This window comes from Pseudomonas sp. Marseille-P9899 (genome assembly GCF_903166565.1).
In the GTDB taxonomy this organism is placed as follows: Bacteria; Pseudomonadota; Gammaproteobacteria; order Pseudomonadales; family Pseudomonadaceae; genus Aquipseudomonas; species Aquipseudomonas huaxiensis.
Window position 1 is genome coordinate 566,213 of the sequence record NZ_CAESCG010000002.1, and the last position, 25,804, is coordinate 592,016.

Genomic DNA, 25,804 nt, shown 5'->3' on the forward strand with positions numbered 1-25,804 from the left:
GTTACCTGTCAGGCTTGGGCGGGAGCGGCGAAGGGCACGTCCAGCGGCGCGGTATCGAAGTTGCGCAGCAATTCGATGAGGATCTGCGTGGCCGGGCCCAGTGGCTTGTCTTTGTTGGAGTAAAGGTAGAACAGCGGGTGGCGGCTGCCACCCTGATCCAGCGGCAACGGCTTGAGCAGGCCTTCGCGCAGCTCGCGCTCGATCAGGTGGCGCGGCAGCCAGGCAAAGCCCAGGCCGCTGCTGACGAAGGTGGCGGCGGTCGCCAGGCTGCCGACGGTCCAGCGTTGTTCGGCGCCGAGCCAGCCGACATCGCGGGGTTGCGAGCGGCCGGAATCGCGGATCACCACCTGCAACTGGCTTTCCAGGTCCTGGAAGTTGAGCACCCGGCCCAGGCGGTGCAAGGGATGCTCGGGGTGGGCGACGGCGACGAACTCCACCGCGCTCAGTTCGGCGCCAAGGTAGCCGGCGATGCTGAAACTGCTGATGGCCAGGTCGGCGATACCTTCGTGCAGCACCTCTTCGACGCCGGACAGCACCTCTTCGCGCAGGCGCACCCGGCAGCCGCGGCTTTGCGGCATGAACGCGCTCAGGGCGCGGACCAGGCGGGCGTTGGGGTAGGCGGCGTCCACCACCAGGCGCACCTCGGCTTCCCAGCCCTGCTCCATATGGTGGGCAAGGTCTTCCAGTTGGCTGGCCTGCTTGACCAGTTGCCGCGAGCGGCGCAGCAACACGCCGCCGGCATCGGTGAGCACCGCCTTGCGCCCGTCGATGCGCAACAGCGGCACGCCCAGTTGGTCCTGCATCCGCGCCACGGTGTAGCTGACCGAGGATTGCGAGCGGTGCAGGGCTTCTGCGGCCTGGGCGAAGCCGCCGTGATCGACCACGGCTTGCAGGGTCCGCCACTGATCCAGGGTAACGCGCGGCGCTTTCATCTTCGGCTCCTGTTGTCCTAAGCTGCGCTCTTTGCGTGGAGAGCGCCGTATGAAGAAAAGTTGTCTTGCCTTGCTGGCCTTGCTTCCGCTCACGGCGCTGGGTGCCTATCCCATCGATGTTGAAAAGCACCTGGAAAGCGGCATCAAGATCGATGCCGCCGCCGACTCCACTGCTTACAACATGGGCGCGATCACCCTCAACAACTACGGCGATGTCGCCGCGCGGTGCAAGCTGAGCTTTCGCAACGGCCCCGAGGCGCCGCGCGTAAAATGGTTGCAAGTGCCGGCGAAGCAGAGCGCCCGCAGCAGCGTCACATTCAACCGCGAGATTCTCAGGCTGCGCATCGCGGTGGACTGCAAAGCGCAATAAGCAAATTAACTGATAGATTTAACCGAGTTTTTACGCTTTTTTATCGATAGGTCAATCATTAATCTTGCCTCCATCGACTTAGCGACCTTGCCGATGGAGGCAACCTTCATGTCCCGCGTACTGATCATCGAAAGCAGCGCCCGCCAGCAGGATTCGGTTTCCCGCCAACTGACCCGCGATTTCGTCAACCAGTGGCAAGCCGCCAACCCGGCCGACAGCGTCACCCTGCGTGATCTGGCCGTGAATCCCGTGCCGCATCTGGATGCCAACCTGCTTGGTGGCTGGATGAAGCCCGAAGCCCAGCGCAGCGCCGACGAACTGCAGGCCCTGGCCCGCTCCAACGAATTGACTGACGAAGTGTTGGCTGCCGACGTGTTGGTGCTGGCGGCGCCGATGTACAACTTCGCCATTCCGAGCACCCTGAAAGCCTGGCTGGACCATGTGCTGCGTGCCGGGATCACCTTCAAGTACACCGAAACCGGCCCGCAAGGCCTGCTGACCGGCAAGCGCGCATATGTCCTGACCGCCCGCGGCGGCATCCATGCCGGTGCTGCCAGCGACCATCAGGAACCGTACCTGCGCCAGGTGCTGGCGTTCATCGGCATCCACGATGTGACCTTTATCCACGCCGAAGGCCTGAACATGGGCGGCGACTTCCACGAGAAGGGCCTGAACCAGGCCAAGGCGCAACTGGCCGCGGTGGCCTGATTCAACGATTTTTCCCTGCCTGACACCCCTTTTTGCTCCTTTGGGTGTACTGCCCGGTCGATTGCCTCGCGCTCGACCGGGCTTTTTTATGGGCGTTTCGGGCCGAACCGCAGCGATGAGGTCCTTGACCACACCGCCCAAACCAATCCCGACAATTGCACCCGGATACCCCAACCCGCTAAGGTCGCCGCCTTGATCCCCGAGAGGCCGCCATGCACTACCTATTGATCGTCGCGCTGATCCAGGCGTTTTCCTTCAGCCTGATCGGCGAATACCTCGCCGGCCATGTCGACAGTTACTTCGCCGTGCTGGCCCGGGTCCTGCTGGCCTTGCTGGTGTTCCTGCCGCTGACCCGCTGGCGCCAGGTGGAGCCGCGCTTCATGCGCGCCATGCTGCTGATCGGCGCGCTGCAGTTCGGCATTACCTACGTCTGCCTGTACCTGAGCTTCCGCGTGCTGACGGTGCCGGAAGTGTTGCTGTTCACCATCCTCACGCCGTTGCACGTGACCCTGATCGAAGACGCCCTGAACCGGCGCTTCAACCCCTGGGCGCTGATCGCGGCACTGGTGGCGGTGGCCGGCGCGGCGGTGATCCGCTTCGACAGCATCAACCCGGACTTCTTCATCGGCTTCCTGCTGCTGCAACTGGCCAACTTCACCTACGCCGCTGGCCAGGTTCTGTACAAGCACCTGATTGCCCGCCATCCCAGCGACCTGCCGCACTACCGGCGTTTCGGCTATTTCTACCTCGGTGCCTTGCTGGTGGTGTTGCCGGCGTTCTTGCTGTTCGGCAACGCGCAGCATTTGCCGAGCACCGACGTGCAATGGCTGGTGTTGTTGTTCCTCGGCTTGTGCCCGACGGCGCTCGGGCTGTACTGGTGGAACAAGGGCGCCTGCCTGGTTTCCGGCGGCACCCTGGCGGTGATGAACAACCTGCATGTTCCGGTGGGTTTGCTGCTCAACCTGCTGATCTGGAATCAGCACGAGCCGCTGGGACGGTTGTTCCTCGGCGGGGCGATCATTCTTGCGTCAGTCTGGCTCAGCCGCCTCGGCAACCAGCGCCCGCTGCTCACGGGGCAGGCTGGCCGCTAGCAGGCTGTTGTCGCCGGGCAGCGGGTGTCTAAACGTCCGCGCCCGGTTTCAATGCCACCGCGGCTTGTGCCGTCTGCAAGGCGTGCAGCAGTTTTGCCAGTGACTCCGTCGGCACCTGCCCCTGTCGGGTGATGCAGTGGAACACCGCGCTGTACTTCAGTCGCTGCGGTGCAATGACCCGCAGCATGCCGCGCGCCACCCAGATATCGGCGTAGTGGGTGGGCAGATAGCCGATGCAGGTGCCGGAAGCAATCAGGGTGGCGATGGCTTCCATGGACGAAGCGCTGACCGAGTTGCCGAACCGCAGCTTGTGCGGCCGGCGGGTTTCGAGCATGTAGCCACGGTCTACGTAATCCGCCTCGCCGATTTCCTCGTCGGTGAAATTCTGCCTTGGGCGGGCGAAGAACGGATGCCCGCGTCCGCAATACAGGTTCTGTTCTTCCTCGAACTGCGGTTGGTAGTGCAGGCCGGAAAGCTGGTGGTTGAAGCAACCAATGGCGAGGTGCAGACGCCCTTCAAGCACCGCTTGCTCCAGCTCGTCGGCGCGCATGATCTGCAGGTCAATGCGGGTGCTGGGCGAGGCCTGGCGAAAGGCCGCAAGGGCCAGCGGCAACGGTGCCTGGGCGAGCGACAGCAGGTTGTCGACGCTGCCGATCTGCAAGAACTCCGGGGCCTTTTCGTTAAGCATGACCACCCGCTGGTGAAAGCGGTCGATGTCGGCATACAGCTCCCGCGCTGCCGCATAGGTTTGCGCGCCTTTCTCGGTCAGGTGAAAGCCGTTCTTGCCGCGACTGCACAGGGTGTAGCCGAGGCGAACCTCCAGATCGCGCACCAGGGTGCTCAGGCGAGGCAGGCTGGTATTCAGGCGTACCTGCGCGGCGGTGAAGCCTCCAGCTTCGGCGATGGTGCAGAAGATGCGCAATTTGCGCAGGTCCACGTCTGAGAGATTGGTGAGCATAAGACCCTCCGGTGCAGCTTCACGAATGCCATGGGGGCAGCCCTTATACCAGCAAATGTGCCCTGCGAACCGCACGGATAGACGCCGTGCGCTAGTTGCGATTTCGAGTAAGTCAGCTTCTGAACTCCAGGATTTACCGACCATTTCTTTCTTCCGATACTCACGCCGCTGCTGGGCAGCAGTTGTGCCGGGCAGGGTTCCACTGCCGCAGCCCAGGCGAGAACGGCTTTATCCAGAAGAAAAATAATGTCTACGGAGTGCAGCATGGCAACTCAACGCAGCAGCGGGTCGGGTCGACCCACCATCGAAGCGCGCTCAATCGACTATGTGCCGCGTGCAGAGCGGCACGGCAAGGTCTGGCACCAGGGGCCGTTCTGGTTCACCGGCAACTTCGTGTTTCTCACCATGATGGTCGGCTTCGTTGGCCCGAGCATGGGGCTGAGCATTCTGTGGAGCGTATTGGCGGTGGTCCTGGGGGCCGGCTTCGGCACCGTGTTCATGGCGTTGCACGCCAACCAGGGTCCGAAAATGGGCTTGCCGCAGATGATCCAGTCCCGCGCGCAGTTCGGCAGCCGTGGCGCCATCGTGCCGTTTGCCGCGACCATTTTTGTCTACATCGGGTTTATCGTGTTCGGCGTCATCATGGTGACCCAGGCCTTGCAGTTGGTGCTGCCGGGCTCGACGTGGTTCTGGTACCCCGCGCTGATCGTGATCAGCATCGTGATCGCCGTGGTGGGTTATGACCTGTTGCACTTTGTGCAGCGCTGGCTGACTTACCTGCTGATTGCGGTGTTCGGCATCGTTACGGTCATGGCTGTTACCGCACTTCCGGCAGCGGTCCCGACACCGGTCAACCTGGGCTGGAACACCACCGCGTTTCTCGTGCAGTTGTCGCTCGCCGCGGGTTACAACATCAGCTATTCGGTGTACGTCTCCGACTATTCGCGCTACCTCCCTCAAGACTCATCCAGCCCCAAGCTGATCTCCTGGACTTACCTGGGCGCAGCAACGTCGGCCGCCTGGCTGATGTCGCTGGGTGCGGTGTTGTCCAGCTACATTCCGGGCGCCGATGGCATCGTGGCGCTGGTGCAAACCGGCAATTACTTCTTCCCCGGCTTCGGCACATTCGTCGCGTTGGTAGGGGCGGTCGCGCAATTGTCAGTCACCGGTATCAACAGCTACGGCGCCATGCTGACCGGCATCAGCGCAGTGGACGGTTTCCGGCCAGTACGCCCTGGTGTCCGGGTGAGAGTGATCGGCCTGAGCGTGGTGGGCCTGCTGTCGCTGGCAGTGGCGTTGGCGTTACCGGAAGCCTATATGGCCAGCTTCAATGGCTTTGTGCTGCTGATGCTGTACTTCCTGATCCCGTGGACGGCGGTCAACCTCGTCGACTTTTATGCGATTCGCAAAGGCGGATACGCCATCACCGAAATCTTCAATCCGCACGGTGTGTATGGCCGTTGGGCCTGGCGCGGCGTGTTTGCCTACTTGGTCGGCTTCGTTGCGATGGTGCCGTTCTTCTCTCTTCCGTTTTTTGTTGGCCCGATCGCTGAAGCACTGGGCGGGGCGGATATCGCTTTCATCCCCGGCCTGGTGATTTCCGGAGGCCTGTATTTCGTGCTGGCGCGCAATCTCGAACGTTCTTCGGAGATTGCCGCACAGCGCCAGAGTCAGCTGGTATTGGAAGGTGTTGCTGGCTGAGCGTTCTCTGAATAACGACCAATAAGAAAGAGGTTTTTGAATGACCAGCAAACGCGAAAAAACAGTCGCCATTGTGCAAATGCCGGCGGCTGTTCTTGATCGAGTCGAATCGCTGCGCCGGGCAGCCGACTATATTCAGACCGCTGCACGCCAGGGCGCGCAACTCGTGGTGTTTCCGGAAACCTGGCTGAGCTGCTACCCGGCCTGGGTATTCGGAATGGCGGGATGGGACGACGCGCAAGCCAAGCATTGGTACGCCAGGTTGCTGGCAGACAGCCCGGTTATCGGCCTTCCTGACGACATGGACGATGATCTGTCGATGCTTCGCGAGGCTGCGCGGGTCAATGCCGTCACCGTGGTGATGGGGATGAACGAGCGTTCCCGGCACCATGGCGGCTCGCTGTACAACTCGCTGGTCACTATTGGCCCCGAGGGCGCCATTCTGAATGTGCACCGCAAACTGACGCCCACCCATACGGAACGCACGGTGTGGGCCAACGGCGATGCCTCGGGGCTGCGGGCTGTCGACACGGCGGTTGGCCGCGTCGGCGGGTTGGTGTGCTGGGAGCACTGGCACCCGCTGGCGCGTCAGGCCCTGCATGCGCAGGACGAACAGATTCATGTGGCTGCCTGGCCCGATATGCCGGAAATGCACCATGTTGCCGCCCGTTCCTACGCCTTCGAGGGGCGCTGCTTTGTGCTCTGCGCCGGGCAGTATCTGGCTGCGGATGATGTGCCTGCCGAGTTGCTCACGGCGTATCGCCGTGGCGTTGGCGGCAAAACGCTGGACGAGGGCGTCCTGTTCAGCGGCGGATCGGGAGTGATCGCTCCCGATGGTTCGTGGGTCACCGGGCCGCTCTTTGGTGAGCCCGGCATCGTCCTGGCAACCATCGATCTGGCGCAGATCGATGCCCAGCACCATGACCTCGATGTGGCCGGGCATTACCTGCGCCCGGATGTTTTCGAACTCTCGGTTGATCGACGTGTGCGCACCGGGTTATCGCTGCGCGACGCTTGATCGCTTTCCTCGAACGTGAATCCCGGGCGGCCGTTCATCGGTTCGCCCGAAACCAGTAAGGCTGACGTTATGGTTCATGCACTTCTTGCTACCGCGCTGTTCTCCATCGCGTTGGGCGCGCTTTCCGGCTTTGCCGTCCTGGCGTCTGTCGACTATCCGGCAAAGCTTCGCGCGCTGGGCGTGGTCAACCCGATGCGCGTGAGGCAGGCGCATATGGACTGGATCATCATGGGGACGGTGATGGCGGTGACGGCGCTGGCCAATCCGCACCTGCCTGATTGGGTCGTTGCGCTGGTGATGTTCGGTGGTGTGGTGAATCCGCTGACGTTTGTGCCCATGGCGTTCTCCATCACCGTGGAGACCACCAAGGTGTTTCAATGGGTGTCGTTCGTGTCCTTTGTTTCGCTGAGTACGGGGCTGATCGCGGCGGCGGTTATTTTTATCGGTGCTTGAATGGTGTGAGTTCCCGAGCCCGCTTGCGCGGGCTTTTCCATTCTGGTCTTCACGCAAAACGTGCCTTGCGCCGCTGTGTTCAGGCCAATTCGTCTTCTACAACCTGCGGCGCCAGCGCCTTGGCCGAAAGCCCCGCGCGCAGGTCGTTGCCGCTTGGCTGTTGGTACAGGCTCAGGCCGAACTCCGGCAGCACCGCCAGCAGGTAATCGAAAATATCGCCCTGGATTCGCTCGTACTCGGCCCACACCGTGGTGCGGGTGAAGCAGTAGATTTCCAGCGGCACACCTTGGGCGGTGGTTTGCATCTGGCGGACCATGCAGGTCATGTTCGGCTGGATGTCCGGATGGCTTTTCAGGTACGCCAGGGCGAAAGCGCGGAAGGTGCCGATATTGGTCAGCCGGCGACGGTTGGCCGACAGCTCCGCCACCTGGCCCTGGGCCTCGTTCCAGCTACGCAGTTCGCTGCGCTTGTGCGCCATGTAGTCGGTCAGCAGGCGCACTTCGCCCATGCGCCGCTCTTCCTCGGCGGTGACGAAGCGCACGCCACCGGCATCGATGAACAGGCTGCGCTTGATCCGCCGCCCGCCCGATTGCTGCATGCCGCGCCAGTTCTTGAACGACTCGCTCATCAGGCGCCAGGTAGGGATGGAGACGATGGTCTTGTCGAAGTTCTGCACCTTCACGGTGTGCAGGGTGATGTCCACCACGTCGCCGTCGGCGCCGACCTGGGGCATCTCGATCCAGTCGCCGACCCGCAGCATGTCGTTGCTGGTCAACTGCACGCTGGCGACGAACGACAGCAGGGTGTCCTTGTAGACCAACAGGATCACTGCCGACATTGCACCCAGGCCCGACAGCAGCAACAGCGGCGAACGGTCGATCAATGTGGCGACGATGATGATGGCGCCGAACACGTAGAGCACCATCTTCGCCAGTTGCACATAGCCTTTGATCGAGCGGGTGCGGGCGTGTTCGGTGCGGGCGTAGATGTCCAGCAGGGCATCGAGCAGGGCGCTCAGGGCGAGCACCAGGAACAGGATGGTGAAGGCCAGCGCCACGTTGCCGAGGAAATGCTGGCTGGTGGCGCTGAGTTCCGGCACCAGCTTCAGGCCGAATTGCACCACCAGTGAGGGTGTCATCTGCGCCAGGCGGTGGAACACCTTGTTCTGCAGCAGGTCGCCAAGCCAGAGCAGCGCCGATTGGCGGCTCAGCAGCTTGATCGCGTGAAGGATGAGAAACCGCGCCACCCGCCCCAGCACCAGGGCGATGACCAGCAGCACCGCCAGGCCGAGCGCGGCGTGCAGCAGCGGTTGTTGGTCGAGGGTGCCCCAGAGGTCAAGGGCGTTTTGCCAGAACTGTTGAATAGCCATGCGCTGCGGAAATTCTCCGTAACCTTTTAAAAGAAGTGCCAATTAGAACGAATGTACCGGGCCTGCGGCAAAAAGAAATTCGGCTCGGGCGCCGGAAAACGTTACCCTATGTGGCTGAATTTCCGCTCATGCCCGAGGTTACATCCGTGTTTTCCCAATTCGCCCTGCACGAACGCCTGCTCAAAGCCGTGGCCGCACTGAACTTTGTCGAGCCTACCCCTGTGCAGGCGGCCGCCATTCCCTTGGCGCTGCAAGGGCGCGACCTGCGGGTCACGGCGAAAACCGGTAGTGGCAAGACCGCCGCATTCGTCCTGCCGCTGCTCAACCGTCTGGTCGACCTGAACCAGAAACGCGTCGAGATCCGCGCGCTGATCCTCCTGCCGACCCGCGAGCTGGCCCAGCAGACCCTGAAGGAAGTGGAGCGTTTCTCCCAGTTCACCTTCGTCAAGGCCGGGATGATCACCGGTGGCGAAGACTTCAAGGAACAGGCTGCGATGCTGCGCAAGGTGCCTGACATCCTGATCGGCACCCCGGGCCGTCTGCTGGAGCAACTGAACGCCGGCAACCTGGACCTTAAACACGTGCAGGTGGTGATCCTCGACGAAGCCGACCGCATGCTGGACATGGGCTTCTCGGAAGACGTCGAGCGCCTGTGCGGCGAGTGCCCGAACCGCGAGCAGACCCTGCTGTTCTCCGCCACCACGGGCGGCGCCGGTCTGCGCGAAATGATCAGCAAGGTGCTGAAGAACCCTGAGCACCTGATGCTCAACAGCGTCAGCCAGCTCAACGAAGGCACCCGCCAGCAGATCATCACCGCCGACCACAACCAGCACAAAGAGCAGATCGCTCAGTGGTTGCTGGAAAACGAGACGTACCAGAAGGCGATCATCTTCACCAACACCCGGGTCATGGCCGACCGCATCTACGGTCACCTCGTGGCCAAGGACATGAAGGCGTTCGTGCTGCACGGCGACAAGGACCAGAAAGACCGCAAGCTGGCCATCGAACGCTTCAAGACCGGCGGCGCCAAGGTGCTGGTGGCGACTGACGTGGCTGCCCGTGGCCTGGACGTCGACGGCCTGGACCTGGTGATCAACTTCGACATGCCGCGCAGCGGCGACGAGTACGTGCACCGTATCGGTCGTACCGGTCGTGCGGGTGCCGAAGGCCTGGCGGTGTCGCTGATCTGCCACGGCGACTGGAACCTGATGTCGAGCATCGAGCGCTACCTGAAGCAGACCTTCGAGCGTCGCACCATCAAGGAAGTGAAGGGCACCTACACCGGTCCGAAGAAGGTCAAGGCGTCGGGCAAGGCCGTTGGCGTGAAGAAGAAAAAGACCGACAAGAAGGGCGACAAGAAAGCCGTGGCCAAGCGCAAGCCGACGGCCAAGCCGAAGCCTAATGCACCGCTGACCAGCTCTGATGGCCTGGCGCCGCTGAAGAAGCGCAAGCCGGCTGCTGCGGCGGAGTAAGGTTCAAGGGTCTCATCGCCGGCTTCCCGGCGCTGAGACCCTCAAATTTTCCAGCACCCTCACGTTTTCTTCTCGGCCTCCCGCAATTCCTGCAGCCGCTTGTTGATCAACTGACATTTGTCCGGCAAATCACTGGCCTCCGTGCCCAGCTTCATTCCCTGCAACTCCTCGTTGATTTCCTTGGCCTTCTGCGGGTTCTGCTCGGTCAGGCGGGTCACTTCCTTGGCCAGTTCCTCGCGTTTCTCCGTGGCTTCTTCCAGCGTGCATGCCCAGCTCGGCAAAGCGAACAGCAGGCTGGCGGTGGCGGTCAGCATCATCAGTGTCTTCATGGTCGGGCCTCGTTATCCATGGCGGGTGATGTTCCCGGTTGAGGGGCGCGCCATCGGGAAAGTTCAGTCGAACCGTGGCGCATGCGGCCGGTCACAACCTTACATACCCCCACCGAGGCCGCACCCATGAGCACCGTGTATGACTGGGACCTGATCGAACGTCTGCTGCATGAAGTCCAGAACAGTGCCGGACACAACTTCACCCCGCGCCCCTATGCCGAGCAGCACGCCGCGCAGCTTGCCGCCGAGGGCGATGCGGTGCCCGACCTCGACCACCTGAAGACCCGCGCCTGCGACTACGAGCGGCTGCTGGTGGAACGTGGCTACATCGTCAGCCGGCCCGAAGAGGAGGGCGGTAACGGCGAAAACTTCGTCCTCACCGAGCGCGGTTCACGGTTGCTGAGCCTGATCGACAGCAGCATTCCGGGCAACGATCACCCGCGCCAGGTGCTCGATGAACAGGCCGATGCGCTGGACGAAGCGACCTTCGACGAGGTGGCCTCGAAAGCCCAGATTGCCTGAGCGAGTCAGACATATCTGGTAATAGCTAACGACAACCATCAATAATTGGCGCCAATTCTTCGTTGCCAAGAGGTTGCCATGCCATTGCCAGAAGTGGGGTGCCGCTCATGAGCGCATCCCGTCGCGATCCCGATGCCTTCGCCTTTCAGGTCATGCTGGGGCTGTGCCTGATCTGGGGCGTGCAGCAGGTGATGGTCAAATGGGCCGCCGCCGATATCGCCCCGGTGATGCAGGCGGCGACCCGCTCGGGGATCGCCGCGTTGCTGGTGGGCCTGCTGATGTGCTGGCGTGGCGGCTGGGAGCACGTGGGCACCACCTGGCGCGGAGGGCTGCTGGCGGGCGCGTTGTTCGGGATCGAGTTCCTGTTTATCGCCGAAGGGCTGACGCTGACGTCGGCGGCGCATATGTCGGTGTTCCTCTACACCGCACCGGTGTTCACCGCCCTCGGTTTGCATTTCATGCTGCCCAGCGAGCGGCTGCGGCCGCTGCAATGGCTGGGCATCCTGCTGGCCTTTGGCGGGATTGCGCTGGCCTTCGCTGGCGGTATTTCCCTGGATGATCTCAACGGACCAATGTTGCTCGGCGATGCCTTCGGTGTACTCGCTGGCGCGTCCTGGGGCGCCACCACGGTAGTGGTGCGCTGCTCGCGGCTGTCGGAGGCGCCGGCGACCCTGACGCTGTTCTATCAGTTGGCGGTGGGCTTTGTCGGTCTGCTGTTGATCGCCGCCTTCAACGGCAAGCTGACCCACGTCAGCCTGACGCCCATCGCCATCGGCAGCGTGCTGTTCCAGGCGCTGGTGGTGTCGTTCTTCAGCTACCTGACCTGGTTCTGGCTGCTGCGCAAGTACCTGGCGTCCAACCTTGCGGTGTTTTCCTTTATCACGCCGATCTTCGGCGTGACCTTTGGTGTGCTGTTGCTGAACGAACCGCTGAGCCTGAACTTCGTGATCGGCGCGCTGTGTGTGTTGCTCGGCATCGTCATGGTCAGCGCCGAGCAGTGGCTGCGCAGGCGTCTGCGTTCGTTGCTGGGGCAGCGCTAGACCGCGAGGCCAGGGCACCGGCCAGCATCAGCCCGGCGCCAGCGACCAGCAGCGCCGGTTGCAGGCTGCCGGCGAACAGGTTGCTCAGCGCCGCCAGCAACGGCCCGCCGAGCTGACCGATGGCGAAACAGGCGGTCAGCAGGCCGGCGTTGCGTTGGGTGGCGTGGGGCGCCAGTTCCCGCGAGCGCTGCATCACCAACTGCATGCAGGCCAGGAACGGCGTGCCGCAGAAGATCACCCCCAGCGCCAGCCCCGGACCGTCGCCCATCAGGCAGGCGAGCACACCGATGGCCTGCAGCCACAGTGTCACCCTCAACCAGGTTGAGGTGCTGCCCGGCTGCGGCCGGCGCAGGCTCAGCAGCATCACCCCGACCGCGGCGGCGAGGCCGAAGCCGGGCCAGAACAGATCGGCCATCCACTGGCCGTGAAAGCGTGCGCTGGCCATCTGCGACATGAACGTCGCCGGGATGATGTAGCCGATGCCGTACAGACCGTAGATCAGGCCCAACCGCGGGATACCCCGCGAAGGTGTGGCGGCCAGTGTTGGCGCTGGCGTGGCTGGCGCCGCCTCCGGCTGCGGCAACATCGGCCGCACGGCCAGCAGCATGACCAACGCGGCAGCGGCATAGATCAGCCACAACGGCGCCGACCCCAGCCCGTACAGGTTCGAAACCAGCGCCAGCAGCCCTGTCAGCATGATGCCCAGGCCGGGACCGGCGAACACCAGGGCGCCCAGTCGCGGCAGGTTGCTGCGTGCGGCGAGGGGCTGGCTCAGGCTGGTGATCATCACCATTACCCAGGCGCTGGCCACGCCGGTGCCGAAGCGCAGCAGGGCGTGGGTCACAAAGTTGTCAGCCCAAAACGACAGCACCGTCAGCAGCACGCACAACCATAACCCGAGGTTCAGACGCAGCCGCACTTGCTGTGGGCGGCGGGCGAGCATGGCGTCCAGCGCGCCGAGGAAGTAGCCGAGGTAGTTGGCCGCAGCGACCAGACCGGCGGCGATCAGGCTCAGTTGGCCTTCGCCGACCAGATGCGGCAGTTGCGGGGTAAGGGCGAAGCGGCCGATGCCCATTGCCATCATCAAGGCAACGAAGCTGGCCAGAAGACGCAGTGTCGGCGACATGTCCGGTATTCCTCTGCAAGGCAAGTGATGCGTTCAGACTACCGGCGGTTGCTTTTCTTAAAAAATGAATAATGATGAGCAACTTGTTCACTTTTGGAGAACGGCTGTGGAACTGAGCCAGTTGCGCATCTTTCAGGCGGTTGCCGAAACCGGTTCGGTGACCCGCGCCGCCGAGCAATTGCACCGGGTGCCGTCGAACCTGTCGACGCGTTTGCGTCAGCTCGAGGAGCAACTGGGCGTGGAACTGTTCCACCGCGAGCGCCAGCGTCTGCAGTTGTCGCCGGCCGGCAAGGTGTTGCTGGACTACGCCGGGCGCATGCTGGCGCTGCACGATGAGGCGTTCGCGGCGGTGCAGGGCGGAGAGCCGGCCGGCGAGTTCATCCTCGGCAGCATGTACAGCACTGCGGCGATTCACCTGCCGGGGTTGCTGGCGCGGTATCACCGGACTTACCCGGCGGTGAACCTGCAGGTGCAGACCGCGCCCAGCGGCGAGTTGCTGGAAGGGCTGCTCGCCGGTCGGCTGGACGCTGCCATGCTCGACGGGCCGCTGTCGCTGGCCGGTCTCGACGGCGTGCCGCTGTGCGAGGAAACCCTGGTGTTGATCACCGAGTCGGATCATCCACCGGTGCGCAGCGCACGGGATGTGGCGGGGCGTGCGGTGTTCACCTTCCGCAAGGGCTGTTCCTACCGCATGCGGCTGGAGGCGTGGTACGCCCATGATCACGCGGCGATGGGCCGGGCCATGGAGATCGAGTCCTACCCGAGCATGCTGGCCTGTGTGGTGGCGGGTTCCGGGGTGGCATTGATGTCGCAGTCGATGCTCGACAGCCTGCCGGGGCGCGAGAACGTCGCGGTGCACCGGTTGCAGACGCCTTTCGATCTGGCGACCACCTGGCTGGTGTGGCGGCGGGGCATGCGTGGGGCGAATCTGGATGCCTGGGTGAACCTGCAGGAAGACGGGCGCGAAGGACCGCCTGTCGGAACGGCGCTCAGCGCTTGATGCAGGTCACGGGCGTAGGAATTTACGCAAGCGATTTGTAGGACTTGAGGCTATGATTGCTAGGAAACATCGTAGCCAAACTGGATTGGACGATGACCCTCAAGGGGGAAATATGAAAAACCTGATGATGAACTGGCTCCATGACCTCGCTGTTGCCTTGGGTCTGATCCCGCCGATGCAACCGGTACCGATCCCCAGCGACGACGAGAAGCGCAAGCGTCAGCCTCGACGTTGAAGTATTCAGAGGTCCCATCGCTGCGGTTCGGCGCCCCGAACCGCAGCGATGGGGCTCTTCATCCCAAAGAAAAAGGGCCTGCTTTGCGCAGGCCCTTCTTGTTTCAAGCCAGTTTCGCCGCATTCACTTCCGAGCGGGACATCAGGCTGACCACCACGAAGCTCACCAGGGCGATCGCCAGGCTGTAGTAGATCGGGGTGTTCGCGTCCATGCCGTCCTTGATCATGAACACCAGCGCAGTAACGAAGCCCAGCGTCATGCTGGTGATCGCGCCGCGGGTGGTGGCGCGTTTCCAGTAGATGGCACCGATCAGTGGAACCAGCATGCCGCCCACCAGCAGGTTGTAGGCCAGGGTCAGGGCGCTGATCACGTCTTCCACCACCAGGGCGATAGCCAGCACGGCCAGGCCGGTCAGCAGGGTGAACAGGCGGTTGATCGACAGGCTCGACTGTTTGCCGCCGCGCAGTTTCGGCAGCAGGTCTTCGGTCAGGACCGTGGACGCAGCCAGCAGGCCGGCACTGGCAGTGGACATCATTGCCGCCAGCGCAGCAGCGATCACCAGGCCGCGGATGCCGTCAGGCAGGGCGGATTTGACGATGGCAGCGAAGGCGTTGTTGGCGTTGCCCAGGTCCGGCAGCAGCACGTGAGCGGCCATGCCGATCACCGCGCAGACCAGGCCGTAGATCACGCAGTACACGCCTGCGGTGGTGCCGGCGTACTTGGCAACCTTCTCGTCACGGGCGGTGAACACCCGCTGCCAGATGTCCTGGCCGATCAGGATGCCGAAGAAGTAGATCAGGAAGTAGGTGATGATCGTGTCCCAGCCGATGGTGGTCAGGCTGAAACTGGACGCCGGCAGCTTGGCTACCAGTTGGTCCCAACCGCCAACGCGGTACAGGCAGATCGGCAGCAGGACGAACATCAGGCCGACGGTCTTGATCACGAACTGGACGATGTCGGTCAGGGTCAGCGACCACATGCCGCCGATGGTCGAGTACACCACCACCACGCCGCCGCCGAGCAGGATCGCACTCCAGAACGGCAGTTCGAACAGCACTTGCAGGACGGTGCCGATGGCCAGGGTCGAGGTCACGCCGATCATCAGCGCGTAGGCCAGCATGATCACGGCGCTGGCCTGACGGGCCATGGGGTTGTAGCGCTTTTCCAGCACCTGGGTGACGGTGAAGATGCGCAGGCGCAGCAGCGGTTTGGCGAGGAACAGGTTCAGGGCGATGATGCCCAGGCCCAGTGCCGCGCACAGCCAGAAACCGGAAATACCGTGCACATAGCCCAGTTTCACGGTGCCGACGGTGGACGCGCCACCCAGTACCGTTGCGGCCATGGTGCCCATGTACAGGCTTGGGCCGAGGTTACGGCCGGCCACGAGGTAGTCCTCGTGGGTCTTTGCCTTGCGCATGCCGTACCAGCCCAGTATCAGCATGCCGGCGGCATAAATCAGTACAACGAATATGTCCAAGGCCATGGGTGTCTCCAATTATCTTTTTTATGTGAGATCGATCTCGCGGTCGGGTAGGCCGCCGCGGGTCATTCTTCGTAGCGCGGCCCGTTTTCAACGGGCCGCCGTCATGGCTCCTGCCTGATATCTTTCCTTGCCTTGGCTATTAGCGACGTGCAACGCCGGGCAGTACGCAGAGCATTTCGTAGAGCAGGTTGGCGCCGAGCAACGAGGTGTTGCCGGTGGTGTCGTAGGGCGGGGATACCTCGACCAGGTCGCAGCCGATCAGGTCGAGACCCTGGCAGCCCCGGATCACTTCGATCGCCTGGATGGTGGTCAGGCCGCCGATTTCCGGGGTGCCGGTGCCGGGCGCCCAGGCCGGGTCGATGCCGTCGATGTCGAAGGACAGGTACACCGGACCGCCGCCGACTTTCTCGCGGACTTCGGCCATCAGCGGTTCCAGCGACTTGTGCCAGCACTCTTCGGCCTGCACCACGCGGAAGCCCTGTTTGCGGCTCCAGTTGAAGTCTTCAGCGGTGTAGCCCTGGGCGCGCAGGCCGATTTGCACCACGCGGTCGCAGTCCAGCAGGCCTTCTTCGACGGCGCGGCGGAAGGTGGTGCCGTGGGCGATTTTCTCACCGAACATGTGGTCGTTGACGTCCGCGTGGGCGTCGATGTGGACCAGGCCGATCTTGCCGTGCTTTTTGTGCAGGGCGCGCAGGATTGGCAGGGTGATGGTGTGGTCGCCGCCGAGGGTCAGCGGGATGACATTGTGTTCGACGATGGTGTCGTAGGCTTCTTCGATGATGCGCACGGCGTCGAGCAGGTTGAAGGTGTTGATCGCCACGTCGCCGATGTCGGCCACCGACAGCGAGTCGAACGGGGCGGCACCGGTGGCCATGTTGTACGGACGGATCATCACCGACTCGGCGCGGATCTGCCGCGGGCCGAAGCGGGTGCCGGAGCGCAGGGAGGTGCCGATGTCCAGCGGCACGCCGATAAAGGCGGCGTCGAGGCCGGCGGGACTTTGCAGGTGGGGCAGGCGCATCATGGTTGCGATGCCGCCGAAGCGCGGCATTTCGTTGCCGCCCAGTGGTTGGTGCAGGATCTTGTCCACGGTTTCGGGCCTCATCGGTTCGATTGTTCTAGTTGTTGAAACCTGTTCTCAACACCGGCCAGCCAGCCGAAAGTGCCCTGGAACAGTTGCAGTGCGGCGAAGTCTGCAAAATGTAGTGCCGTAGAAGAATCGCTACAGGCAAATACTTAGTTCAGGTTTTTCTGAACTATCGCCGGGAGCGGGGTTAGACTGTCGCCATTTCCGACCTGCGGACCTCCGTTTTCATGGCCTCGAACCTGCCCGATCTGAAGCTGCTGCGTATCTTCGCCAGCGTGGTGCGCCACCAGGGTTTCGCCAATGCCCAGCGCGACCTCAACCTCTCCACCTCGGCCATCAGCACCTACATGAGCCAGCTCGAGGCCGCCCTCGGCATCGTGCTGTGCCATCGCGGCCGTGGCGGCTTCAGCCTGACCAGCAAGGGCGAGCTGTTTCACCAGGAGACCTTGCGCCTGCTGGCCGAACTGGACGGTTTCGAGCAGTACGCCGCAGCGCTCAAGGGCGAGCTGCGTGGGACCCTCAACCTGGGGGTGATCGACTCCACCGTGGGCGATCGCGCCTTGCCGCTGGCCGAAGCCATCGGCGCCTATAGCCAGGAACACCCGGCGGTGCACCTGCATTTGTCGGTGTCCAGTCCGTATGAGCTGCAACTGGGGGTGCAGGACAACCGCCTGGACCTCGCCATCGGCGCCTTTTCCACGCGCATGAGCGGGCTGGTCTACCAGCCGCTGTACCGCGAGCAGCACTGGCTGTATTGCAGCAACCGCCACCCGCTGTTCAGCGAGCGGCGCATTCCAGAGCAGGTCATCACCCAGCAGCGCATGGTCGGCCGGGGCTACTGGAGCCAGGCGGAACTGGCCCGGCACGGCTTCAAGCACAGTGCCGCGACCGTGGAAAGCATGGAGGCGCAACTGATCCTGGTGCTGTCTGGCGCCTATATCGGCTACCTGCCGGAGCATTACGCCCAGGCGTGGGCCGATAAAGGCGATTTGCGGGTGCTATCTCCGGCGACCTTCGGTTATCAGGCGCCGTTCTCGATGATCATCCGCCGTGGCCGCAGTCGCGAACCGCTGATCCAGACCTTCCGCGACCTGCTGCGGGCACAACTGACGCCAGCGTGAGGCGAACGTCGGCGAAAATTACTTTGTGCGAGTGGTAAAAAGCATCACGAAAGCGTTAATGCTCTGCTACTACTTTTCTTGCCGTGATGAAACTTCCTCCCCACCTTGTCAGCAGGGAACGCCCAAGATGCGCATGAATTTGCCCGTCAGTGAGCAGGAAAGAACCTTCCCCCAAGAGCAGCGGCTGATCTCCACCACCGACCTGACCAGCCGCATTACCTATTGCAACGATGCGTTCGTCGCCATCAGCGGGTTCACCCGCGACGAGCTGCTTAACCAAACCCATAACCTGGTACGCCATCCCGACATGCCCCCTGCGGTGTTCGCCCATATGTGGGAAACCATCAAGGAGGGAAAGCCGTGGATGGGCGTGGTCAAGAACCGCGCCAAGAACGGTGACTTCTATTGGGTCAGCGCCTATGTCACGGCCATCTACGAGAACGGTCGGATCAGTGGCTACGAGTCGGTGCGCTCGCTGCCCAGCCGCGATCAGGTGCAACGCGCCGCCGCGTTGTACGAGCGCTTGCGCGCCGGACGTTCACCCACCCCGTGGGCGGCGCGCACGCTGGATGTGCTCGAACATGGCTGGCCATTGGTCGGGGCTGGCGTGGTGTCGGTGGCCGCCTATCTGGCCTTGCCGCAATACGCCGCCCTCGGGGTGTTGATGGCCAGCCTGTTGGCGGCCTGGTTCCTGTTGGAAAACCGCCAGAGCCGGGTGATCCGCCGCACCCTGGGCGAGCACCCGAAAGCATTCACCAGCCCGCTGGTAGCCCTGACCTACAGCCGCAACCTGGGCCTGCAGGGGCAATTGGACCTGGCGATGATCAGCGAGGAAGCGCGCCTGCAGACGGCGCTGACCCGGCTGGTGGATGCTGGGGTCAGCGTACGAACGCGGGCGTCACAGTCGTCGGATTTGTCCGGTGCCCAGGCGCAGATGCTCGACCGCCAGCGCAGCGAGACCGACCAGTCGGCGACGGCTATCGCGCAGATGGCGGCGACTATCCAGCAGGTGACCCAGAACGTGCAGAACACCGCGCACGCGGCGTCCGATGCCGACGAGCTGACCCGCCAGGGCAGCACGCTGGCGCAGCAGAGCCTGCAGGCGATGAGCAGCATGGCGGATGCGGTCAACGATATCGGGCAGGCAGTCCACGCCCTGGCCGAGCAGACCCAGTCCATCGGCAGCGTGGTGGATGTGATCACCTCGATCGCCGAGCAGACCAACCTGCTGGCCCTTAATGCCGCCATCGAAGCGGCACGGGCCGGCGAGCAGGGACGCGGCTTCGCCGTGGTCGCCGACGAAGTGCGCTCGCTGGCCCAGCGGACTCGCGCCTCGACCGAAGAAATCCACCAGATCATCGCCTCGCTGCGTGCGGGTGCCGATCGGGCGGTGACCAGCGCCAACAAGGGCGAGCAGATCTCCCGCGACAGCGTGCACAGCGTCGAGGCGGTGCAGGTCGCACTGAGCGGGATCAGCGAGGCGGTCAGTCGTATCACCGGCATGAGCCAGCAGATCGCCACGGCCTCCGAGCAGCAGAGCCATGTGGTGGAAGACATCAACCAACAGATCGTGCGCATTGCGCAGTTGTGCGATCACAGTGCCGGCCAGGCCAGGCAAGGGGCCGAAATCAGCCAGGAGCTTGAACGCATGGCCGAGTACCTGCACGACCTGGCCGAACGCTTCAACCGCTAGTCGCACCAACCTGCCCACAGGGATGTGGGTCTTTTCCGGGACTGCTGTGGCACACTTTGTCCGCCCAGGAGAACCCGATGTCCAGAATCCAGTGCGAGCGCTGTCAGCGTCCGCAGTCCCTTTGCCTTTGTCCCTTGATCCCGTCGCTCGACAGCCGCACCCGCGTGGTCCTGTTGCAGCATCCCGATGAAGTCCGTCATGCCCTCAATACCGCGCGCCTTGCCGCCCTTGGCCTGCGCAATGGCGAGTTGCGGGTGGGCGAGGTGTTCGACGGGCTGGCCGAACTGATTGCCGCGCCGGGGTATCGGGTGGGCTTGCTGTTTCCCGGTGAACAGGCGCAGCCGTTGCGGGCGTATGGCGAAGACCTGGATCCGCGTCCCTGGCTGCTGATCGTGCCGGATGGCACCTGGCGCAAGGCGCGCAAACTGCTCTACCTGAATCCGCTGCTGGACGCGTTGCCGCGGGTGACCCTGGCGAGCGTCCAGCCTTCCCGCTATCGGCTGCGCAAGGCGCCGGAAGCGGGGGCGCTGTCGACCATCGAGGCGGTGACCCAGGCGTTGAATGTGCTGGAAGGGGAAGCGCGATTCGATGAGTTGCTCAGGCCATTCGATGCCTTGATCGAGGGGCAAATTGCGGCGATGGGGCGCGAGACGTTCGAGCGTAATCATTTGCGCTGATGTGTGAGAGCTAGAGCGCGCATCGCGAGCAAGCTCGCTCCTACAGTTCACATTGCACCGTGCCGTGGACTTTGTAGGAGCGAGCTTGCTCGCGATAGCCCTAGGCAACACAGCCATTTCCCAGGTGAAGCCCGTGGTTGAGACCGCCTTCGCGACGGTTCGGCGCCCCCACAAGCTCGCACCTACAGAGCAATGGGGCCACTGTCTAACGTTCCCGCAACGCCTCCGTCCGCGCCTTCAGCACCGGCTTCAGCAAGTAATCCAGCACACTCTTCTCGCCGGTAATGATGTCCACCGTCGCCACCATCCCCGGGATGATCAGCAGCGGTTTGTTGTCGCCGCCCAAATGATTTTTGTCGGTACGCACCTGGATCATGTAGAAGGCGTTGCCTTTGTCGTCGGTGACGGTGTCAGCGCCGATCAACTCCAGCCGCGCCTTGAGCCCCCCATAAATGGAATAGTCGTAGGCGCTGAACTTGACCATCGCGCTCTGCCCCGGATGCAGGAACGCCACATCCTGTGGCCGGACCTTGGCTTCGATCAGCAGGTTGTCTTCCAGCGGCACCACTTCCACCAGGTCGCTGCCGGGCTGGACCACGCCGCCGATGGTGTTGACCTTGAGCAGCTTGATGATGCCGTGAACCGGCGACACCACCGTGGTGCGGTTGACGCGGTCGTCGATGGCGACGCTGGTGGCGGTGATCTTCGACAGGTCGGTGCGTTTTTCGTTGAGCTCCTTGGCCGCGTCGGAGCGGAAGGTGGCCTCGGATTCTTCGATCTTGCTCTTGATCTCCGCCACGGCCGATTCGGCCCGGGGGATCGCCAGGCTGGTGGCGTTCATCGAGCCGCGGGCTTCTACCGCGCTGCGTCTGAGGCGGAGGATTTCCACCGGCGAAATCGCCCCGGTTTTCACCAACGGCGTCGACATGTCCAGCTCCTGCTGCAGCAGGGCCAGGCCCGAGCGGTACTGGTCCAGCTTGGAGCGGAACTCGGCCAGTTCCTGGGTCTTCTGCCGCAGTTGTTCGTTGAGGGTCTGCTTCTCGCTGTTCAGGCGGCGCTGGCGCGACTGGTACAGGGCCATTTCATCCTCGGCCACTTGCGGCGCCTTGCTGCGCACTTCCGGGGAAACCTGGAACGGCTTGCCCTCGGTCTCGGCGGACAGCCGCTCGACCTGGGCGGTGAGGGCATAGCGGTCGGCCTCGCTCTCGCCCTTGTTGGAACGAAAGCGGGTGTCGTCCAGGCGCAGCAGGGTGTCGCCCTTGTTCACCATCTGGCCTTCGCGGACGAAAATCTCGGTGACGATGCCGCCCTCCAGGTTCTGGATCACTTGGACCTTGCTCGACGGAATCGCCTTGCCTTCACCGGTGGTCACTTCGTCGAGCACCGCCAGCTTGGCCCACACCAGCGCAACCAGCAGCAAGGTCGCCGCCAGCCACACGGTGAGCCGCGAGCGGCGCGGCGAGTCTTGCAGGGTGGCGTTCGCCAGGTCCGGCAGGTATTCGTGCTCGGCGGTCTTGTTGAAGCTCTGGAAGTAGCTGCGTAGGGCGGACATCGCGCACCTCTTGGGAGACTAAAGGGCCTGACCGATACGGCCCTTGCGCAGGGCGTCGATCACCGCATCCTTGGCGCCGTCGGCAACGATCTTGCCGTTGTCCAGCACCAGCAGGCGGTCAACCAGGCTGAGCATCGAGGTGCGATGGGTGACCAGCAGCAACGTTTTGCCCTCGATCCAGCCCTGCAGGCGCTGGCGCAGTTGTTCTTCGCTGCTGTTATCCATGTGGCTGGTGGGCTCGTCCAGCACCATGATCGGCGGCTCCAGCAGCATTGCGCGGGCCAGCAGCACGGCTTGGCGTTGGCCGCCGGAGAGCAGTTGGCCGCGCTCGCCCAGCGGGCGGTCGAAACCGCGCGGGTGTTGCCGGGCCAGCTCGCTGACGCCGGTCAGTTCGGCAACTTCGAGCATCCGCGCGTCACTCACGTAACGCGCTCCCAGGGTCAGGTTGTCGCGCAGGCTGCCGGCCAGCAGCGGCAGGTCATGGGCGACGTAGCCCAGTTGCTGGCGCAGGTCGGTGATGTCCAGTTGGCGCAGGTCGAGGTTGTCCAGCAGGATCTGGCCTTCATCCGGCTCGTAGAAGCCCATCACCAGCCGCGCCAGGGTGCTTTTGCCCGAGCCGCTGCGACCGATGATGCCAATCCGTTCGCCCGGTTTGACGCTGAAGCTGACGTTGTTCAGCGCCGGTGCGGTTTGCCCGGGGTAGCGGAAATTGACCCGGCTCACTTCCAGCGCCCCTTGCAGTCGGGTGTTTTCCAGCGGTTGCTGGTCGCTGCGGCGTTCCTGGGGCAGGGCCATCAGGGCGTCGGTGCTGCGCATGGTCAATTGCGCCTGTTGATAACGGGTGATCAGCCCGGCGATCTGCCCCAACGGCGCGAGCACCCGGCTGCCGAGCATGTAGCAGGCAACGAGGGCGCCGACGCTGAGGTTGCCGGCGATGATGCTGTAGACCCCGGCGACGATGGTCGCCATCCCGCAGAACTGCTGGATGAACAGCGTGCCGTTGGTGGCCAGGGCCGAGAGTTTGCGGGCGTGGACGTCCAGTTGGGTGAGGGCGCCATGGGTGCTTTCCCACTGGTATTGGCGTTCACTTTCGGCGCCGCAGGCCTTGAGGGTTTCCAGGCCGCCGAGGGTTTCGATCAGCAGCGCCTGGCGTACTGCGCCGAGGCTCAGGCTTTTCTGCACGGTGTCGCGCAGGCGTATCTGGATCAGCAGGGCGAAGACGATGGTCAGCGGGAAGGCGACCAGCGGAATCACCACCAGCCAGCCGCCGAGTAGACCGATCACTGCGAGCATCAGCACCACGAAGGGCAGGTCGATGACGCTGGTGAGGGTCACTGCGGTAAGGAATTCGCGCAGGCCCTGGAAGTCGTGAATGCTTTGGGCGAAGCCGCCGATGGTGGCCGGGCGGGCCTTCATCGACATGCCGGTGATGCGCTCGAACAGGGTTGCCGAGAGGATCATGTCGGTCTTCTTGCCGGCCTGGTCGAGCAGATGCGCGCGGACCACCCGCAGCACCAGTTCGAACAGGGTGCCGACCAACAGGCCGATGACCAGCACCCAAAGGGTCGAAGTGGCCTGGTTCGGCACCACGCGGTCGTAAGTCTGCATCACGAACAGCGGGACCATCAGGCCCAGCAGGTTGATCAGCAGGCTGGCCAGCAGGGCGTCGCCGTACAGCCAGCGGGATTGTTTGAGGGTGTCGCGAAACCACGCATTGACTCGCGGCACCAGCGGGTTGCGCAGGTCTTCGAGCTCATGCCGGGGGCGGGCGAAAAGGACCTGGCCTGCGTAGGCTTCGTCCAGTTCCTGGCGGCTGACCCACTGCTCGCCGCCGTCGGCTTCGCAAGGCAGGATCAGCGCCTGGTCGTCGTCTTTCCAGCGCCGCAGCACCGCGCAGCGGCCGTCCTTGAACAGCAGCAGCACTGGCAGGTTGAGCGCGGAAATCGCGCCCAGCTCACGGCGCAGTACCCGCGCCTGCAGGCCGGCCCGCGCCGCCGCACGCGGCAGCAGATCAACGTTCAGCCGTTGTTGCGGCAACGGCAACCCGCTGCTCAGGCTGGCGCGGCTGGCCGTGCAACCGTGCAGCTTGCAGAGAATCAACAGCCCATCGAGTAACGGATCATCGAAACTCTGGCGTTGGTCCGCCGAGCTCGCCGGTTGCATGCTGGTCACAATGGCCTACTCCTCAGCCGAGGCGGCGGAAAATACTCAACGCATTTCAGGCAACCGCGCGTCGGTCTTGACGTCGCTCTGGGCGACGGCTTCGACCGGTAGCGAGATTTTCTGCTTGCTCAGCAGCTCGCCCATGTTGGCCAGTAGCCGATAGCCGGAGAACTCCTCGATGTAGCGCACTTCGACGTAGCGCCGGTTGGCGTTGTACAGCTCGTTTTCGCTGTCGAGCACATCGAGCAGGGTACGTTGGCCGAGGCCGAACTGGTCCTGGTAGGCCGCACGCACACGGGTGGTGGTCTCGGCGTACTGGCGAGCCGATGGGGTCTGTTTGGCAGCGTTCTGCAGGGCGTTCCAGGACAGCGACAGGTCCTCGGTGAGGGTGCGCAGCGCGTTGTTGCGGATGTCCATGGCTTGGTTGATCTTGTGCGCGTCGGACTGCAGGCGGGCTTTGTCGCTGCCGCCGCGGAACAGGTTGTAGGTCATCACCACGCCGGCGTGCCAGTCGGTGTTGGAATGGCCCGGCTCGCCGCCCAGGTTGTTGTTGGCGGCGGTGGACAGCTCGGCGTCCAGGCGCGGGTAGAACGGCGACTTCGCCACTTCATATTGTTGCTCGGCGGCCTGGATGTCGGCCTGGGCCGATTTCAGGTAGGGGTTGTTCGCCAGCATGTCCTGGCGAGCGTCGACCAGGCTGGTGGGGAGTTCGCCTTTGATCGAAGGCGGGGCTTCCAGCTCGTCGGCGGTGCGGCCGGTGACGCTGAAGAAATTCGCCTCGGCATCGGCCAGGTCGACTTCCGCGGTGTACAGGTTGTTTTCCGCCAGTGCCCGGCGAGCGGTGGACTGGTCGAGGTCGGCGGTGCTGCCGACGCCGCGCTCGCTGCGCAGGCCGATCTGGTCGTTGACCCGCAAGTGGGCCTGCAGGTTGTTCTTGGCCAGGGTCACCAGTTCGCGGCGCTTGAGCACTTCGAGGTAGACCTCGATGGCGCGCAGGCCGATGGTCTGCGAGGTGGCTTGCAGGTAGTAGGCGCGGGAATTGACCACCGCTTCAGTGCGGGCGACTTCATTGGAGGTATTGAAGCCGTCGAACAGCATCTGCCGCAGGCGCAGCTCCGACTGGGTGTAGTTCAGGGTTTCCTTGTTGTGGCTGCGCGTGCCGTCGACATTCAGGGTGCGAGTATTGGTGTTGTCCGAGCGCTCACGGCCATAGCCGGCAACCAGATCGACGCTCGGGTAGTAACCGCCGCGCGCGAACTTCACATCTTCATCGGCAGACAACCTGCTGTTTATTCCTGCCTTGGCTTCGGGGTGGTAATCCACGGCGCTTTGCACTGCTTCCTGCAAAGACATTGCCTGGGCATTGGCGCAGGCCATGGCCAGTAAAACTGCACTGGTGAGGGGGTTCAAAACACGCATGGGTTACTTCTCCCTGAGTTCCATTTTTAGGTGCTGCATCGCCAATAAAATGACGAAAAATTAAGGTCAAACCGTTTCAGGCTTGTAACAACAGAGCTAAGAACATTTGCGCGCGAAGCTAAGAAGAAATTTTCATAAGGGTTATGCGAAAAAAAACTTATGCGGTCTAAGGAAACCAGCACATTGTTTAACCCAAGCGCCACGTATACCGGGCGCTGAGGCGCTTTTTTACTGGCGCCAGAAAGTTTTCAGGTGGTATCTCGACATAGGGCATGAAAGGCGTGG

At 63.2% G+C, this 25,804-nt stretch carries 23 protein-coding genes and 2 pseudogenes; 15 read left to right on the forward strand and 10 right to left on the reverse strand.

What is annotated here, in order from left to right:
• Window positions 1–8 precede the first annotated feature (8 nt).
• A complete protein-coding gene (locus HWV67_RS11910; protein WP_110968555.1) occupies window positions 9–932 on the reverse strand; it encodes a LysR family transcriptional regulator in 924 nt (307 codons plus the stop codon).
• Window positions 933–981: 49 nt separating this feature from the next.
• On the opposite strand from HWV67_RS11910, the gene HWV67_RS11915 reads away from it, so the two are divergent.
• The 3 genes from HWV67_RS11915 to HWV67_RS11925 all read left to right on the forward strand — a co-directional run bounded on the left by HWV67_RS11915 (window position 982) and on the right by HWV67_RS11925 (window position 3,101).
• Complete coding sequence (locus tag HWV67_RS11915) at window positions 982–1,302, forward strand: 3-phosphoglycerate kinase (protein WP_175651370.1); 321 nt, start codon at window positions 982–984, stop codon at window positions 1,300–1,302.
• 108 nt (window positions 1,303–1,410) lie between these two features.
• On the forward strand, window positions 1,411–2,010 hold the full coding sequence (locus HWV67_RS11920; protein WP_110968557.1) for an FMN-dependent NADH-azoreductase: 600 nt from the start codon (window positions 1,411–1,413) through the stop codon (window positions 2,008–2,010).
• A gap of 212 nt (window positions 2,011–2,222) precedes the next feature.
• Entirely contained in the window at window positions 2,223–3,101 is an 879-nt protein-coding gene (locus HWV67_RS11925; protein ID WP_110968558.1) for a carboxylate/amino acid/amine transporter, read from the forward strand.
• Between the two features lie 28 nt (window positions 3,102–3,129).
• On the opposite strand, the gene HWV67_RS11930 is transcribed toward HWV67_RS11925, so the two are convergent.
• Entirely contained in the window at window positions 3,130–4,059 is a 930-nt protein-coding gene (locus HWV67_RS11930) for a LysR family transcriptional regulator (RefSeq protein ID WP_175651371.1), read from the reverse strand.
• Window positions 4,060–4,323: 264 nt separating this feature from the next.
• On the opposite strand from HWV67_RS11930, the gene HWV67_RS11935 reads away from it, so the two are divergent.
• The 3 genes from HWV67_RS11935 to HWV67_RS11945 all read left to right on the forward strand — a co-directional run bounded on the left by HWV67_RS11935 (window position 4,324) and on the right by HWV67_RS11945 (window position 7,231).
• The gene (locus tag HWV67_RS11935) at window positions 4,324–5,760 is read left to right on the forward strand and encodes a purine-cytosine permease family protein (protein ID WP_175651372.1); all 1,437 of its coding nucleotides are present in this window, start codon (window positions 4,324–4,326) and stop codon (window positions 5,758–5,760) included.
• Between the two features lie 40 nt (window positions 5,761–5,800).
• A complete protein-coding gene (locus tag HWV67_RS11940; protein WP_175651373.1) occupies window positions 5,801–6,778 on the forward strand; it encodes a carbon-nitrogen hydrolase family protein in 978 nt (325 codons plus the stop codon).
• Window positions 6,779–6,847: 69 nt separating this feature from the next.
• Complete coding sequence (locus HWV67_RS11945; RefSeq protein WP_175651374.1) at window positions 6,848–7,231, forward strand: hypothetical protein; 384 nt, start codon at window positions 6,848–6,850, stop codon at window positions 7,229–7,231.
• A gap of 79 nt (window positions 7,232–7,310) precedes the next feature.
• Here the strand turns inward: HWV67_RS11945 and HWV67_RS11950 are convergent, their stop codons facing one another.
• Window positions 7,311–8,600: a mechanosensitive ion channel family protein gene (locus HWV67_RS11950; protein WP_175651375.1), complete on the reverse strand. Its 1,290-nt coding sequence runs from the start codon at window positions 8,598–8,600 to the stop codon at window positions 7,311–7,313.
• 146 nt (window positions 8,601–8,746) lie between these two features.
• Between HWV67_RS11950 and HWV67_RS11955 the strand changes: the two genes are divergently transcribed.
• On the forward strand, window positions 8,747–10,072 hold the full coding sequence (locus HWV67_RS11955) for a DEAD/DEAH box helicase (RefSeq protein ID WP_175651376.1): 1,326 nt from the start codon (window positions 8,747–8,749) through the stop codon (window positions 10,070–10,072).
• Between the two features lie 59 nt (window positions 10,073–10,131).
• Here the strand turns inward: HWV67_RS11955 and HWV67_RS11960 are convergent, their stop codons facing one another.
• A complete protein-coding gene (locus HWV67_RS11960) occupies window positions 10,132–10,401 on the reverse strand; it encodes a hypothetical protein (protein ID WP_175651377.1) in 270 nt (89 codons plus the stop codon).
• 126 nt (window positions 10,402–10,527) lie between these two features.
• Here HWV67_RS11960 and HWV67_RS11965 point away from each other — a divergent pair, with 126 nt between their 5' ends.
• Window positions 10,528–10,923: a transcriptional regulator gene (locus HWV67_RS11965; RefSeq protein WP_175651378.1), complete on the forward strand. Its 396-nt coding sequence runs from the start codon at window positions 10,528–10,530 to the stop codon at window positions 10,921–10,923.
• 107 nt (window positions 10,924–11,030) lie between these two features.
• Window positions 11,031–11,963: a DMT family transporter gene (locus HWV67_RS11970; RefSeq protein ID WP_175651379.1), complete on the forward strand. Its 933-nt coding sequence runs from the start codon at window positions 11,031–11,033 to the stop codon at window positions 11,961–11,963.
• Here the strand turns inward: HWV67_RS11970 and HWV67_RS11975 are convergent.
• Window positions 11,908–13,089, reverse strand: a complete 1,182-nt coding sequence (locus HWV67_RS11975; RefSeq protein WP_175651380.1) for an MFS transporter — start codon at window positions 13,087–13,089, stop codon at window positions 11,908–11,910. The two genes, HWV67_RS11970 and HWV67_RS11975, sit on opposite strands and share 56 nt — an antisense overlap.
• Before the next feature lie 106 nt (window positions 13,090–13,195).
• Between HWV67_RS11975 and ptrR the strand changes: the two genes are divergently transcribed.
• Complete coding sequence (gene ptrR / locus HWV67_RS11980) at window positions 13,196–14,089, forward strand: putrescine utilization regulator PtrR (protein WP_175651381.1); 894 nt, start codon at window positions 13,196–13,198, stop codon at window positions 14,087–14,089.
• Window positions 14,090–14,201: 112 nt separating this feature from the next.
• Entirely contained in the window at window positions 14,202–14,324 is a 123-nt protein-coding gene (locus tag HWV67_RS31675) for a PA1414 family protein (RefSeq protein ID WP_256587674.1), read from the forward strand.
• A gap of 103 nt (window positions 14,325–14,427) precedes the next feature.
• Here the strand turns inward: HWV67_RS31675 and HWV67_RS11985 are convergent, their stop codons facing one another.
• Window positions 14,428–15,807 (reverse strand): sodium:solute symporter, encoded by a 1,380-nt coding sequence (locus tag HWV67_RS11985; protein ID WP_175651382.1) that lies wholly within the window; start codon window positions 15,805–15,807, stop codon window positions 14,428–14,430.
• A gap of 139 nt (window positions 15,808–15,946) precedes the next feature.
• Complete coding sequence (speB, locus tag HWV67_RS11990) at window positions 15,947–16,897, reverse strand: agmatinase (RefSeq protein WP_095154326.1); 951 nt, start codon at window positions 16,895–16,897, stop codon at window positions 15,947–15,949.
• Window positions 16,898–17,121: 224 nt separating this feature from the next.
• On the opposite strand from speB, the gene HWV67_RS11995 reads away from it, so the two are divergent.
• The 4 genes and pseudogenes from HWV67_RS11995 (at window position 17,122) to HWV67_RS12005 (ending at window position 20,385) form a co-directional block, all read left to right on the forward strand.
• The gene (locus HWV67_RS11995) at window positions 17,122–18,015 is read left to right on the forward strand and encodes a LysR family transcriptional regulator (protein ID WP_110973354.1); all 894 of its coding nucleotides are present in this window, start codon (window positions 17,122–17,124) and stop codon (window positions 18,013–18,015) included.
• Between the two features lie 133 nt (window positions 18,016–18,148).
• Window positions 18,149–18,424: pseudogene (locus tag HWV67_RS32080) on the forward strand (PAS domain-containing protein); the annotation flags it as partial.
• A gap of 303 nt (window positions 18,425–18,727) precedes the next feature.
• Window positions 18,728–19,708: pseudogene (locus tag HWV67_RS32085) on the forward strand (methyl-accepting chemotaxis protein); the annotation flags it as partial.
• A 77-nt stretch (window positions 19,709–19,785) separates the two neighbouring features.
• A complete protein-coding gene (locus HWV67_RS12005) occupies window positions 19,786–20,385 on the forward strand; it encodes a tRNA-uridine aminocarboxypropyltransferase (protein ID WP_175651384.1) in 600 nt (199 codons plus the stop codon).
• A 205-nt stretch (window positions 20,386–20,590) separates the two neighbouring features.
• Here the strand turns inward: HWV67_RS12005 and HWV67_RS12010 are convergent, their stop codons facing one another.
• Genes HWV67_RS12010 through HWV67_RS12020 form a run of 3 tightly spaced genes read right to left on the reverse strand, consistent with a single transcriptional unit; the run spans window position 20,591 to window position 25,519 of the window.
• Complete coding sequence (locus HWV67_RS12010) at window positions 20,591–21,937, reverse strand: HlyD family type I secretion periplasmic adaptor subunit (RefSeq protein WP_175651385.1); 1,347 nt, start codon at window positions 21,935–21,937, stop codon at window positions 20,591–20,593.
• A gap of 18 nt (window positions 21,938–21,955) precedes the next feature.
• Complete coding sequence (locus HWV67_RS12015) at window positions 21,956–24,109, reverse strand: type I secretion system permease/ATPase (RefSeq protein WP_175651386.1); 2,154 nt, start codon at window positions 24,107–24,109, stop codon at window positions 21,956–21,958.
• A 36-nt stretch (window positions 24,110–24,145) separates the two neighbouring features.
• Window positions 24,146–25,519 carry a TolC family outer membrane protein gene (locus HWV67_RS12020; RefSeq protein ID WP_175651387.1) on the reverse strand — a complete coding sequence of 458 codons (1,374 nt, stop codon included), beginning with the start codon at window positions 25,517–25,519 and terminating at the stop codon, window positions 24,146–24,148.
• Window positions 25,520–25,804 lie beyond the last annotated feature (285 nt).

Excerpts from the sequence above, each read along its gene's own strand:
- HWV67_RS11910 (WP_110968555.1), bottom strand. The coding sequence starts at position 932 with ATGAAAGCGCCGCGCGTTACCCTGGATCAGTGGCGGACCCTGCAAGCC.
- HWV67_RS11915 (WP_175651370.1), top strand. The coding sequence starts at position 982 with ATGAAGAAAAGTTGTCTTGCCTTGCTGGCCTTGCTTCCGCTCACGGCG.
- HWV67_RS11920 (WP_110968557.1), top strand. The coding sequence starts at position 1,411 with ATGTCCCGCGTACTGATCATCGAAAGCAGCGCCCGCCAGCAGGATTCG.
- HWV67_RS11925 (WP_110968558.1), top strand. The coding sequence starts at position 2,223 with ATGCACTACCTATTGATCGTCGCGCTGATCCAGGCGTTTTCCTTCAGC.
- HWV67_RS11930 (WP_175651371.1), bottom strand. The coding sequence starts at position 4,059 with ATGCTCACCAATCTCTCAGACGTGGACCTGCGCAAATTGCGCATCTTC.
- HWV67_RS11935 (WP_175651372.1), top strand. The coding sequence starts at position 4,324 with ATGGCAACTCAACGCAGCAGCGGGTCGGGTCGACCCACCATCGAAGCG.
- HWV67_RS11940 (WP_175651373.1), top strand. The coding sequence starts at position 5,801 with ATGACCAGCAAACGCGAAAAAACAGTCGCCATTGTGCAAATGCCGGCG.
- HWV67_RS11945 (WP_175651374.1), top strand. The coding sequence starts at position 6,848 with ATGGTTCATGCACTTCTTGCTACCGCGCTGTTCTCCATCGCGTTGGGC.
- HWV67_RS11950 (WP_175651375.1), bottom strand. The coding sequence starts at position 8,600 with ATGGCTATTCAACAGTTCTGGCAAAACGCCCTTGACCTCTGGGGCACC.
- HWV67_RS11960 (WP_175651377.1), bottom strand. The coding sequence starts at position 10,401 with ATGAAGACACTGATGATGCTGACCGCCACCGCCAGCCTGCTGTTCGCT.
- HWV67_RS11965 (WP_175651378.1), top strand. The coding sequence starts at position 10,528 with ATGAGCACCGTGTATGACTGGGACCTGATCGAACGTCTGCTGCATGAA.
- HWV67_RS11970 (WP_175651379.1), top strand. The coding sequence starts at position 11,031 with ATGAGCGCATCCCGTCGCGATCCCGATGCCTTCGCCTTTCAGGTCATG.
- HWV67_RS11975 (WP_175651380.1), bottom strand. The coding sequence starts at position 13,089 with ATGTCGCCGACACTGCGTCTTCTGGCCAGCTTCGTTGCCTTGATGATG.
- HWV67_RS31675 (WP_256587674.1), top strand. The coding sequence starts at position 14,202 with ATGAAAAACCTGATGATGAACTGGCTCCATGACCTCGCTGTTGCCTTG.
- HWV67_RS11985 (WP_175651382.1), bottom strand. The coding sequence starts at position 15,807 with ATGGCCTTGGACATATTCGTTGTACTGATTTATGCCGCCGGCATGCTG.
- HWV67_RS11995 (WP_110973354.1), top strand. The coding sequence starts at position 17,122 with ATGGCCTCGAACCTGCCCGATCTGAAGCTGCTGCGTATCTTCGCCAGC.
- HWV67_RS12005 (WP_175651384.1), top strand. The coding sequence starts at position 19,786 with ATGTCCAGAATCCAGTGCGAGCGCTGTCAGCGTCCGCAGTCCCTTTGC.
- HWV67_RS12010 (WP_175651385.1), bottom strand. The coding sequence starts at position 21,937 with ATGTCCGCCCTACGCAGCTACTTCCAGAGCTTCAACAAGACCGCCGAG.
- HWV67_RS12020 (WP_175651387.1), bottom strand. The coding sequence starts at position 25,519 with ATGCGTGTTTTGAACCCCCTCACCAGTGCAGTTTTACTGGCCATGGCC.